Source organism: Gabonibacter massiliensis, assembly GCA_001487125.1.
GTDB lineage: Bacteria > Bacteroidota > Bacteroidia > Bacteroidales > Marinifilaceae > Gabonibacter > Gabonibacter massiliensis.
In genome coordinates this window covers 914,350-926,259 of sequence record LN913013.1, presented here as the reverse complement: position 1 = coordinate 926,259, position 11,910 = coordinate 914,350, and the positions used below count along the sequence as shown (strand labels likewise).

The 11,910-nt window shown below is 42.3% G+C and carries 9 protein-coding genes; 6 read left to right on the top strand and 3 right to left on the bottom strand.

Annotated elements, in window-relative coordinates; all coding sequences use genetic code 11:
• Positions 1 to 128 precede the first annotated feature (128 nt).
• The 4 genes from BN3283_RS08175 to BN3283_RS08160 all read left to right on the top strand — a co-directional run bounded on the left by BN3283_RS08175 (position 129) and on the right by BN3283_RS08160 (position 4,311).
• Positions 129 to 1,022, top strand: a complete 894-nt coding sequence (locus tag BN3283_RS08175) for a cation diffusion facilitator family transporter (RefSeq protein WP_041504353.1) — start codon at positions 129 to 131, stop codon at positions 1,020 to 1,022.
• Positions 1,023 to 1,031: 9 nt separating this feature from the next.
• Positions 1,032 to 1,658 carry a DUF5715 family protein gene (locus BN3283_RS08170; protein ID WP_059026342.1) on the top strand — a complete coding sequence of 209 codons (627 nt, stop codon included), beginning with the start codon at positions 1,032 to 1,034 and terminating at the stop codon, positions 1,656 to 1,658.
• Positions 1,659 to 1,841: 183 nt separating this feature from the next.
• Positions 1,842 to 2,942, top strand: coding sequence for a redox-regulated ATPase YchF (gene ychF / locus BN3283_RS08165; protein ID WP_059026341.1), 1,101 nt, complete (start codon positions 1,842 to 1,844; stop codon positions 2,940 to 2,942).
• 67 nt (positions 2,943 to 3,009) lie between these two features.
• Entirely contained in the window at positions 3,010 to 4,311 is a 1,302-nt protein-coding gene (locus BN3283_RS08160; protein WP_059026340.1) for an NCS2 family permease, read from the top strand.
• A gap of 21 nt (positions 4,312 to 4,332) precedes the next feature.
• On the opposite strand, the gene BN3283_RS08155 is transcribed toward BN3283_RS08160, so the two are convergent.
• Both BN3283_RS08155 and BN3283_RS08150 read right to left on the bottom strand, forming a co-directional pair.
• Complete coding sequence (locus BN3283_RS08155; RefSeq protein WP_041504357.1) at positions 4,333 to 5,397, bottom strand: RluA family pseudouridine synthase; 1,065 nt, start codon at positions 5,395 to 5,397, stop codon at positions 4,333 to 4,335.
• The gene (locus tag BN3283_RS08150) at positions 5,394 to 6,218 is read right to left on the bottom strand and encodes a PASTA domain-containing protein (protein WP_059026339.1); all 825 of its coding nucleotides are present in this window, start codon (positions 6,216 to 6,218) and stop codon (positions 5,394 to 5,396) included. The genes BN3283_RS08155 and BN3283_RS08150 overlap by 4 nt, the downstream gene beginning before the upstream one ends.
• Positions 6,219 to 6,422: 204 nt before the next feature.
• Here BN3283_RS08150 and BN3283_RS08145 point away from each other — a divergent pair, with 204 nt between their 5' ends.
• Positions 6,423 to 8,168 carry a LysM peptidoglycan-binding domain-containing protein gene (locus BN3283_RS08145; protein ID WP_059026338.1) on the top strand — a complete coding sequence of 582 codons (1,746 nt, stop codon included), beginning with the start codon at positions 6,423 to 6,425 and terminating at the stop codon, positions 8,166 to 8,168.
• Between the two features lie 189 nt (positions 8,169 to 8,357).
• Entirely contained in the window at positions 8,358 to 10,541 is a 2,184-nt protein-coding gene (locus BN3283_RS08140) for a RelA/SpoT family protein (protein WP_059026337.1), read from the top strand.
• On the opposite strand, the gene BN3283_RS08135 is transcribed toward BN3283_RS08140, so the two are convergent.
• On the bottom strand, positions 10,538 to 11,800 hold the full coding sequence (locus tag BN3283_RS08135) for an Nramp family divalent metal transporter (protein ID WP_059026336.1): 1,263 nt from the start codon (positions 11,798 to 11,800) through the stop codon (positions 10,538 to 10,540). The two genes, BN3283_RS08140 and BN3283_RS08135, sit on opposite strands and share 4 nt — an antisense overlap.
• Positions 11,801 to 11,910: the final 110 nt, after the last annotated feature.

The following is an 11,910-nucleotide window of genomic DNA, read 5'->3' as shown; positions in this document are numbered from 1 at the left end:
TAAAGTAGTATCCTTATTCTTTGGATTACGAGAATTGAAGCAGGATTATAAAGAGAGGAAAAACATGGAATCGTTTTTAAGTAAATGAGCTATTATTTTTATCTTTGTTCAAAATTATTTGACAGGAGATGGATGAGAAAAATCGGGAAAAAGAGATCTATCGGGTAACAATCATAGGTTCTGTTGTAAATTTTTTATTATTGGCTTTTAAATTTATTGCCGGAATATGGGGGAAGAGTAGTGCTATGATAGCGGATGCCGTACACTCTTTATCCGATTTCGCGACGGATGTGGTTGTTCTCTTTTTCGTGAAGGTCTCCGCAAAGCCGAAAGATGAGGGACATGATTACGGACATGGAAAATACGAAACGTTGGCGACAACGATTATCGGGTTGATATTGTTATTGGTCGGGACCGGTATCTTTTGGAACGGGTTGAATCGTATTTTGGCCGTGACGAGGGGGGAGGAGATTGGCAGTCCGGATAGGATCGCTTTAATAGCGGCTATTGTTTCGATTGTTTTAAAGGAGATTTTATATCGTTATACCCTTTCGGTGGGGAAAAAAGTAAATAGTCAGGCTGTCGTCGCTAATGCCTGGCATCATCGTTCGGATGCATTTTCCTCAATCGGAACGGCTTTGGGCATTGGCGGAGCTATTTTTTTAGGAAAAGAGTGGCATGTTTTAGACCCGGTTGCTGCGGTTGTCGTGAGTATTTTTATAATAAAAGTTTCAATTCAGTTGATGACTCCCGCTTTGAACGATTTATTGGAACGCTCTCTCCCGGAAGAAGTGGAAAAAGAAATTTTGACCGTTATAAGTGAAGATGTGCAGATAAAGGACCCTCATAATTTGCGAACGCGTCGTATAGGAAATGATTTCGCCATAGAGATTCATGTACGTGTCAACGGTGAATTGACGGTGAGGGTGGCTCATATGATTGCAACGGGAATCGAAGAGCGTCTGCGAAAGAAATACGGTCCCCGCACGCATGTTGCGGTGCATGTAGAACCGGAAAAATAACGTGGAGCGATGCAGGTATACAGGTTGTTTATTTTTATGTATTTCGTTTCGTGCGTGCTCGTTTCGTGCGGAGAGAAAAAAACGAAAAGGCCTTTTGTATATTTTAGAAATTATTCCCGTACGTTCAATGATTTGAATAATAGGCATATCGATGCTGCTAAGCGCTTGGGAATAGAGCCTCTTGCTTCTTCTGGTGAATTTAAAAGAGCAAGTAGAAAGTTGAAAAAGATCTCTTCCTGCGGATTGTATCATGTGGATGAGTTGACCCATTCGATCCCTTATTTGGTTCCGGAGGCTTATGATTTGCTGGAAAAAATTGCAGAGAATTTTAAAGATTCGCTTCGTGCCAAAGAGCTTCCGGGACATAAACTTATTGTTACGAGTGTATTGAGGACAGGAACAAGCGTTAACCGATTGAAGAAGAAGAATCTGAATGCCAGTTCTAATTCGGCTCATATATACGGGACTACTTTTGATATCGCTTATGCTCGTTACAAGCGAAAAGGGGCGAAATCGGAGACCAGGGATAAGTTGAAAACCGTATTGGCCGAAGTACTCCGAGATTTACGTAAGCAAAAAAGATGTTACGTCCGTTACGAGTATAAACAGGGCTGCTTTCATATAACGGTACGGTAAAGGTTTTAATTGTAAATTCAGCAATTCATACCCATGTACAGACAAGACAGAAAGTATGGTAAGATGCTGCTTTAGCTTAAAAATTGATTATCTTTGCGGACTCGCGCAAGCAGAAGGAGAGAAGGATCTTGTTATTGCTCGATAGCTTTAATTTAATGTATAATTAATTGATAATAATATATTATGAGTCTACAATGTGGAATCGTCGGTTTACCGAACGTGGGAAAATCGACCTTGTTCAATTGTTTAAGTAATGCGAAAGCCCAGTCTGCTAATTTCCCTTTCTGTACGATAGAACCGAATGTAGGGGTAATAACTGTGCCGGATAAGCGATTGAATAAATTGGTGGAATTGGTACAACCTCAAAATGTAGTACCAGCTGTGGTCGAGATCGTGGATATTGCCGGATTAGTAAAAGGGGCCAGCAAGGGAGAAGGTTTGGGGAATAAGTTTTTGTCTAATATTCGGGAAACGGATGCTATAATTCATGTTTTGCGTTGTTTTGATGACGATAATATTGTCCATGTGGATGGAAGCGTTGATCCGGTAAGAGATAAAGAGATTATAGATACGGAGTTGCAGTTGAAGGATTTGGAGACGGTTGAAAATCGATTGTTGAAAGAGGAGAAAAGGGCGAAAACCGGAGGAGATGCCTACGCGAAAAGACTTGTGGAAGTATTGTATCTTTATAAAGAAGCACTGGAGAGAGGGGAGTCCGCCCGGTCTGTTAAATTGACCGACTTACAACAGGAGGTTGCTAAGGAGCTGATGTTATTGACGAATAAACCGATTTTATATGTTTGCAACGTGGACGAAGTATCTGTTGTAAAGGGTAATAAATACGTGGAGGCGGTTCGAGAGGCCGTGAAGAACGAGGGTGCGGAGGTTTTGGTGATTGGAGCGGCCATTGAAGCGGATATAGCCGAATTGGAAACGTACGAGGAGAAACAGATGTTCCTTGAAGATTTGGGGTTGGAAGAGGCAGGAGTCAATAAATTGATCCGGACGGCTTATAAGCTGTTGAATCTGAGAACTTATTTTACGGCAGGACCGAAGGAAGTTAGGGCGTGGACGTTTAAGAATGGAATGAAAGCACCCCAAACCGCCGGCATTATTCATACTGATTTTGAAAAAGGATTTATTCGGGCGGAAGTTATTAAATACGAGGATTTTATTGCTTTCGGGTCGGAGGCTAAATGCAAGGAGGCGGGAAAAATGTCCGTGGAGGGAAAAGATTATGTCGTGCAGGATGGCGATATGATGAATTTCCGGTTTAATGTATAATAGGTGGAAGAACGATAATCAAAACGGTTTTGCTTTTTAAAGGCATAACCGTTTTTTAATTGTGCTTATGAAGACGTTGACTCGATTATTCGGTTTTGATCCGCGTACGATGCGTGTAAAGACAGAGGTAATGGCCGGAGTGACCACTTTTTTGACGATGTCGTATATTTTAGCAGTAAATCCAGATATGCTGTCTGCTGCTGCCATGGATAAAGGTGGGGTTTTTACGGCAACGGCATTAGCCGCGGCTGTCGCTACTTTGTTAATGGCCGTATTGGCCAAGTTGCCCTTTGCTTTGGCTCCCGGAATGGGACTGAATGCTTTTTTTGCTTATACTTTGGTACAGGTCATGGGATTTTCTTGGGAACAAGCGTTAGCTGCTGTATTTATCGAGGGAATAGTCTTTATTTGGTTGACACTTTTTAATGTGCGTGAAATGATAGTGAATGCTATCCCTGCCTGTTTGCGTCAGGCCATTTCCGTGGGCATAGGTTTGTTTATTGCTTTTATCGGGTTAAAAAATGCAGGGATTGTGGTCTCTGATCCGGTTACCTTTCTTGCGTTGGGGAGGTTTACCCCGTCGGTCGTATTGGCCATGACGGGTATTGTTTTGGGAGGAGTATTGTTGGCCAGGCGTGTGAAAGGTGCTCTCTTTTACGTGATATTGGTCTGTACTTTGATCGGAATTCCTCTGGGTATTACTCGGATCCCGGAAAACTTTTCTCCGGTTTCTTTACCGCATTCTCTTGAGCCCGTGTTTCTTAAATTTGATTTTCATGCATTATGGGATCCCGATATGTTGATTGCCATATTCTCGTTGATTTTTATGGATATATTTGATACATTGGGAACTCTTGTAGGGACGGCTAACAAGGTGGGAATGGTGGAGCCCGACGGAAAAATTCCCCGTATAAAAAAAGCGTTGTTGGCTGATGCGATAGGAACGACGGCCGGAGCCGTATTGGGAACCTCTACAACGACAACCTATGCCGAGAGTGCGGCAGGAATTGCGGAAGGAGGACGTTCCGGACTTATGGCTTTTACGGTCACCTTGCTTTTTTTAGTCTCTCTCTTTTTTGCACCTCTTTTTTTGTTGGTTCCCAGTGTGGCGACGGCCGGAGTTTTGGTAATAGTAGGCGTATTTATGTTCGATGCCGTGGGGAAGGTTGATTTCGAAGATATGACAGAAGTACTTCCTGCTTTTATTACGATACTTATGATGCCTTTGACTTATTCCATTGCCGAGGGGATCGTTCTGGGAATGTTGTCTTATACTTTTTTGAAAGTGTTGAGCGGAAGGTATCGTGACCTGAATCCGGTCATGTATGTTTTATCCTTATTGTTTATATTGAAGTATATATTTGTTTAACAGCCCTTGAGAGAAGGAAGACTACTCTTCCGGCTCTCTGTTTATAACGTAGTTTCTCCATTTGGAGATGAGTTGTTGCATGTCGTCCGGAATTTCCGAATCAAAGGCCATGTATTTTTCCGTCGTCGGGTGAATGAACCCCAAGGTTTTGGCATGTAAAGCCTGACGAGGGCAAATGGCAAAACAGTTTTGTACGAATTGTTTGTATTTGCTGAAAGTCGTTCCTTTCAGTATTTCATTGCCGCCGTATTCCGGGTCGTTGAATAACGGATGTCTGATATGCTTGAAATGAGCCCGGATTTGATGGGTCCTTCCGGTTTCAAGTACGCATTCAATGACATTTACATATCCGAGACGTTCCAGCACACGGTAGTGGGTGACGGCGTGTTTGCCGTATTCACTGCCTTCGGGAAAAACGCCCATGATTTTCCGGTTGGAAAGATTCCTGCCGATATTGCCGATGATCGTACCGTTATCTTCTTCTAAATTGCCCCAACAGACGGCGACGTACTTCCGGTCGGAAGTTTTATTGAAAAACTGTAAAGCGAGTTTTGTTTTGGCTTCTTCTGTCTTGGCAATGACCAATAGTCCGGAAGTATCTTTGTCTATCCGGTGAACAAGTCCCGGTCGGGGGTCATTTTCTTTAAAAAGAGGATTGTCTTTTAAATGCCAGGCCAAGGCATTGACCAACGTGCCCGTGTAATGGCCGAAAGAGGGGTGTACTACCATACCGGGTGCTTTATTTATGATTAGCAGGTCATCGTCCTCGTAAACAATATGGAGTGGAATGTTTTCGGGAATGATCGTGATCTCTCTTTTCGGATGAGACATCATCACCGAAACCACCTCTTTGGGTTTTATCTTGTAGTTGGGTTTTACAGGTTTCCCGTTTACCAATATATTACCCGCTTCGGCGGCATCTTGTATTTTAGTACGTGAGGCATTGGGAATCCGGTCTACTAAGAATTTGTCGATTCGTAAAAGGGCCTGTCCGGAATCTGCTTCCAAACGAAAATGTTCGAATAACCCTTGTGCTTGTTCTTCCTCTTCGTTCAGTTCGTCTATATCTTCAATTTCTTCGATCATTCTTCTTGTGTTTCAATGGAAAGAGAATCCTGTACAGCTAATTTTTCCTGATCTTTTGTCAAATAAACCGTTAGGTAACTTCCTAAGGTAATCTTAGGATGTTCTTCGATATCCGGCGTTTGTTGGTAGATAAAAGCTTCAAGTCGATCTTGGGGGGTACGAATGGTTTCATCTGTAATAACCTCTCCTAAATTTAAGAAAGAGAAAAGAATAAGAGTTTTGGCCTCTTCTAAGGTTTTGCCCCGTAAATTCGGGATGAAAATCTGGTTATTACTTGTATTCCCATCCCCTAATATGATATCGATACTCTCTCCTTTCTGGATAATATCTCCGGGTTCGATAGGTTCCTCCTTGTACATGAAACCCAATACCAGATTCTTAAAATTGGAGGAGGTATATTTTAGTCGGCCGATATTAAAACCGATATTTTTTAACTTTTGAATGGTCTGTCTGAATGCCGTGTTTTTTAGATTCGGGAAAATCAACTTTTCCGGAGCGTTGGCATTGATGGTGAGTTGAATGGTCCGGCTGTTTTTTACCTTGGATTCGGGAGACGGAAATTGCTCGACGACAGTTCCCGCTTTCGCGTGATCGTCGTAGATAGAGTCGATAACGACGGCGAATAAATTTTTTTCTTGAAGAAACGGTGCGGCCTCCGAAGGCGTGAGTCCTCGTAGATCAGGTACGGAAATGTATTGACCGTGCAGAGTATAGCTGTCTAAACGTTGGAGAACAACGTAACCGATAAGAAAAAGAAGTGACACGGCTACCAGCAGGTTGATGCCCCAGAATATGATTTTTTTCGTATTGAATACACTCATAAAATTTTACGTGTTTGAATATTTCATCTTTCCGATTTTTTTACTCAGAATGATGGATTGATCTCTTTCCCTGGCAAAAATAGCAGAGATTTTTCAATTATCTATTACTATTTTACTATTTTTGCTATGAAAAGGGATTTTGGTATTTTGTAAAACGAGGTTCCCCTTTATGAAAGGATTGTTTATTGTAAATGAAATAATAATATGATCAGAATTGTATTGTTGCTTGTTTTTCTTGGGTGGATAGGAGGTGTAAAAGCGCAAGACGTAAAGATTGAGCGTTCTAAAGAGATGGTCGTATGGAAAGGAAAAACATATTACCTGCATACGGTGGAACCCGGCCAGACTTTGTTTTCCATTTGCAAGGCTTATGAGGTTAGCGTGGAGGAAGTGATGGTGCTGAATGAGAAAAAAGACAATAATTTGACTATTCATGAAATATTAAAGATTCCTTACGTGGAGCCTTTTAAACGTTTGGATAACCAATTTTATTATCATAAGATCAAACCCAAAGAGACTCTGTACTCTTTATCCCGTAAATTTGGGATCCGTTTGAAACGTATACTGAAAGATAATCCGGAATACAACGAAAAAGATCCTATTCCGACGGGTTCAGTTGTTCGTTTGACTTTAAAACAGATAGATAAGGATGTTTTGAATGCTGAATTGGCATGGGAGGACAGGCAAGTCAGGGAGGAAGCGGAGGTGGAGGCCTTACGGGTTGCTGCTCAAACCGTGAAAGATGAGGTCGATCTGGAGATAAAGAGGATAGAAGAGGAGGTACAGCACCCGGTATCGACTTACGCGGAACGTCCGGTCTTTTCCTATCAGGTAAGAGTGGCTTTGCTTTTGCCTTTCTATTTGAATAATAATCAATATCCTGAAGAGAAACCTGTTGTATTGGACTCTCTGGCGGTCGACCAGCAAGAAGAGAAATGGAATTTATATTCGAAGTCAGAACCTTTTGTACAGTTTTATGAAGGGATATTAATGGCTGTCGATAGTTTAAAAAAAGCGGGATATTCGGTAGATCTTCAGGTGTTCGACACGGAACGGGATCCGGGTAAGGCACGGATGATAGCTAACGAGTTGAATCGATTCAATCCCCAATTGATATTGGGGCCTGTGTATGCCAATACTTTTCAAGTCGTGGCGGATCAGTTGTATGATAAGTCCATACCCATGGTATATCCTTTATCTGCCCGTACGGAGGGATTGGGGCGTTTCCCGAATTTTATTCAGGTGAATACCTCTACAACGACATTGCTTGAAAATATGGCTGATTGGGTCGTGAAAAATAGTATCGGAGCTAATCTTGTGGTTATTCGTCCGTCCGGGGTTTCCGCCAATTCGGAGGAGAGTCAATTGCCGTATTTGGTAAGATATCGGTTGCAACCGGATATGGAGATGAAAACGATAAATTGGAGTTCGAGTATAACGGTAGATTCGCTGAAAATGCTTTTGAAACCGCATACGGAGAATATTATTTTGTTTCCTACGGTTAATGAAGCTGCGGCGAGCCGGGTATTACCGGTATTATCGGCTTTGCCCGATAGTTATAAGGTAACGGTTGTGGGTTTTCCGGATTGGTTGAAGTTTACGACATTGGGAGATGATGTGTTCTTTAAACTGAATGTGAAGTTGTTTATGAATAGTTATGTCGATTATCAGTCGGAACCAGCCCGGAAGTTTGCAGAACAACACCGGAAATATTTTTACTCGGAACCTACCCCGATTGTGAATCGAGCTTTTGATATCGGATTGTTTTTTATGAAACAGGTCGCTGATTACGGCAGGCAGGTATTAGGTCATCTGGGAACGGAGGATGAGGAGGCTTTATTCACGAGGTTTAAGTTCAAAATGTTACCTGGGGGCGGGATGGAGAATCGTGGATTGTATTTGGTCCATTTCCGTTCTAATTACGAGATAAAAATAACACCGGTAAATTAAAAGTTTCTTAAAGAGAATGTTATTATTTTTCTGAGTTTGTCGTAGAAAAATAGTTATGTATCGATGACACGGTCGTTGTGTTTATTGTCGTTCGTCAATTGGTTTCCCCTAAATCATGTTAATTGAAAATGGACGGCACTCTTTTTGCAGCAATTAATCAGTTCGTATAAATCACTAAAATTTTGCAGTATGGCAGAAGATATAGCCAAGGAGATTATTTTAAAAAAGTACAGGTTACTTCTGAAATCATGTAAGAATTTGATCTCTAAAGAGGATATTCGTTTGGTCCGTAAGGCATTTAATATGGCTACGAGAGGGAGTAAAAATATGCCCGGGGCAGATAGAGAAGAGATGATTCGTATGTTGGAAGTGGGGCTTATCATTACTTCCGAAATAGGATTGGGAAGGACCTCGATTATTTGTGCCATGTTACATAAGGTAGCGGAGAGTGACGGTTTGTCAGAGTTGGAGATTCGGGAGTTATTCGGTGAGAAGGTAGCCCAAATTCTGTCCGGTTTACGCGATATCAGTCGTATTTATGCAACGCATGCGATTGTGGATTCGGATAATTTTCGTAAGCTATTGCTTAGTTTTGCGGAGGATGTACGCGTGCAGTTGATTTTTTTGGCCGAAAAAATTTATGATTTGCGTCGGGCGGATTCGTTTTCCCGAGAGGAACAGTTGAGGTTGGCTCGGGAAACGAGGTTTATTTATATACCGTTTGCGCATCGTTTGGGATTGTATAACGTAAAGTCGGAAATGGAGGATCGGGCTTTACGTTACGAGGAGCCTGAGATATACGAGGATATCTCTCGTAAATTGGAGGATTCGAAAGATACCCGTGAGAAATATATTGCGGAATTCATAGCTCCCGTCGTGGAAGAATTGGATCGACGAGGTATAAAGTATAAGGTAAAGTATCGTACGAAAACGATAGCTTCCATTTTGAATAAGATGCGCAAGAAACAGGTGGAGTTCGAGGAGATATACGATATTTTTGCCGTTCGCTTTATTTTGGATAGCCGGGGAGCAGAAGAGAAAGCCGATTGCTGGCGGGTATACTCTATCGTGGCCGATAAATATACTCCTAACCCGCAACGTTTACGAGACTGGCTCTCTGTGCCCAAATCGAACGGATACGAGTCATTGCAGACAACTGTTTTGGGTCCGAACAATCGTTGGGTAGAGGTGCAGATCCGGACCGAACGCATGGACGAAATAGCCGAGCGGGGATTTGCAGCCCATTGGAAATATAAAGGAGGTACGGCAGATAAGACGATTGAAAACTGGTTAGCCGAGCTGAGGGATATTTTGGAAAGTCCGGAGGTCGGGGCTGTCGACTTGTTGGGGGATATAAAAATTAATTTGCAGGATAAGGAGGTACATGTGTTTACTCCGGCCGGAGATTTGAAAACCTTATCGGCAGGTGCTACTTTGTTGGATTTTGCTTATGCCATTCATACGGATGTCGGATCAAAGTGCGTGGGAGGAAAGGTGAATCAAAGGAATGAAACCCTGCGCTATGTTTTAAAGAACGGGGATCAGGTTTCTATCTTAACATCTAATAATCAGCAACCGAGTGCCGACTGGTTGAATATTGCGGTAACTTCTAAGGCCCGGAATAAGATCCGGCAATACCTGACCGAGCAATCGAGAGCGCAAGCGGAGTTAGGTAAAGAGATGCTGATGCGCCGTTTTAAAAACTGGAAGTTGGAGTTGACGGATGAGGTGATAAGACGTTTGCAACAGCATTATAAGTATAAATTTGCCATTGATCTGTATCAGGGAATTGCGGAAGGGAAACACACGATGACCGAAATTAAGGAGTGGGTCACGAAACCGAAAGAGGAAGAAAAACTTGTTGTGCCAGCGAAAGAGGTACAGATCATTCATCCTAAAAAGGTGGATGAGGATGTTTTGTTGATTGACCGGAATGTGGACAATGTTGTTTATAAGTTTGCACGGTGTTGTAATCCTGTTTTCGGAGATGAGATTTTGGGGTTCGTTTCGATCGGAGAGGGAATTAAAATTCACAGGAAGCAGTGTAAAAATGCCATGGATTTGGAAAAGCGTTATCCTTATCGGATCGTAAAGGCGCAATGGACGAACGGGGGTGCTACTTCTTATCAGACGATCTTAAACATTGTCGGACGGGAAGATGCGGGGATGGTGAATAAAATCACAGAGGTGATTTCGAAAGACCCGCATGTTACCTTGAGAGGGTTATCCATTAATTCTAGCGAGGGATTATTTGATGGAAAAATTACGGTATTGGTAGGAAATACGGAACATCTTTCCCAATTGATTTCCCGATTGAAACGGATTCAGGGCGTGATGAGAGTCGCCCGGCATGATTCGGTTATTGAAAATTAAAAGAAACTGATTAACAGCATAATATTTAACAGGGTAACAATTCCGCCGATCGCGTAAAGTAAATATTTCGTATAGGTGGAATTTTTATATTTTCCCATGACCTTTTCGGAAGAGGTGAGATGTACTTGTAGAAAAATAGTGATGGGAAGTTGTATGCTAAGTGCCATTTGAGAGTAGATAAGTCCTTGAAATGGGTTGGAAACAATTAAAATCAATCCGAAAGCCATGATCAAAGAGATGAGTACGCCCCACCGGGAATGGTTGTCTTTAATGTCGTAAGGTTCCTTGAACATACCGGCGAAAATGGAGCCTGCAGCCATGCCTGAGGTAATGGTAGAGGCTACCCCCGCAAAGAGTAGAGCGACAGCGAAGATGATAGCTGCATTGTTTCCCAAAAGAGGCTGGAGCAGGGTATTGGCTTGTTCTAATTCCGTAACGGGAGTTCCGTGTTTAAAAAAGCTGGCCGCGGCTAAAAGAATCATGGCGCTGTTGATCGCCCAACCGATGAACATCGAGAGAATGGTGTCCGCGTATTCGTAACGTAATTGTTTCTTGATCACTTTATCGTCTTGAATATTCCATTGCCTGCTTTGAATGATTTCCGAGTGTAAAAACAGATTGTGCGGCATGACGACAGCTCCTAATACGCTCATGATAATGACCATGGAGCCCTGAGGAAAAGAGGGAGTTATCCAGGCTACGGTGGCGGTGTTCCAATCGATATCGACTAATGATAATTCGTAAATGAAAGATAAGCCGATAATGGACACGAAAGCGATAATCCATTTTTCAATGATCCGGTAGGTATTGGTGAAAAGCATAATCGTAACGAAGAGTAGAACCAACAAGGAACCGGCCTTTATCGGAATATGAAAAAGCATTTCCAGGGCGATAGCTCCGCCTAAAATCTCGGCCAGTGAGGTCGAAACGGAAGCTAATACTGCGGATCCGAGGATTAAGTTGGCCTGTTTGGGTTTGAGATGGGTTGCCGCTGCCTCCGACAGACAAAGACCGGTGGCTATGCCCAAGTGAGCCACGTTATGTTGTAGAATAATTAACATGAGGGTAGACAGGGTAACCATCCAGAGGAGGGTGTAGCCGTATTCGGCACCAGCCGCCAAATTGGAGGCCCAATTTCCCGGATCTATAAAACCGACCGTTACCAGTAAACCGGGACCGATGTATTTCAATATTTCAAGTCCGCCGAAATTCGGATGATGTTTTGCCGTACTGAATAATTGCTTTAAATGTTTAAGCATAAGTTCTTTTGTGAAAATAGATTTATTTTTGAGTGTATAGACTAAATTAGTTTATAATTTTGAAACTTCAAATATATTCTTTACGATTGTAAGAGGAAAAGAGTTTATAT

What these genes read in the sequence shown, in the direction of transcription:
- BN3283_RS08175 (WP_041504353.1), top strand. Translation starts at nt 129, where the DNA reads ATGGATGAGAAAAATCGGGAAAAAGAGATCTATCGGGTAACAATCATA.
- BN3283_RS08140 (WP_059026337.1), top strand. Translation starts at nt 8,358, where the DNA reads ATGGCAGAAGATATAGCCAAGGAGATTATTTTAAAAAAGTACAGGTTA.
- BN3283_RS08155 (WP_041504357.1), bottom strand. Translation starts at nt 5,397, where the DNA reads ATGATCGAAGAAATTGAAGATATAGACGAACTGAACGAAGAGGAAGAA.
- BN3283_RS08170 (WP_059026342.1), top strand. Translation starts at nt 1,032, where the DNA reads ATGCAGGTATACAGGTTGTTTATTTTTATGTATTTCGTTTCGTGCGTG.
- BN3283_RS08145 (WP_059026338.1), top strand. Translation starts at nt 6,423, where the DNA reads ATGATCAGAATTGTATTGTTGCTTGTTTTTCTTGGGTGGATAGGAGGT.
- BN3283_RS08160 (WP_059026340.1), top strand. Translation starts at nt 3,010, where the DNA reads ATGAAGACGTTGACTCGATTATTCGGTTTTGATCCGCGTACGATGCGT.
- BN3283_RS08150 (WP_059026339.1), bottom strand. Translation starts at nt 6,218, where the DNA reads ATGAGTGTATTCAATACGAAAAAAATCATATTCTGGGGCATCAACCTG.
- BN3283_RS08135 (WP_059026336.1), bottom strand. Translation starts at nt 11,800, where the DNA reads ATGCTTAAACATTTAAAGCAATTATTCAGTACGGCAAAACATCATCCG.
- ychF (WP_059026341.1), top strand. Translation starts at nt 1,842, where the DNA reads ATGAGTCTACAATGTGGAATCGTCGGTTTACCGAACGTGGGAAAATCG.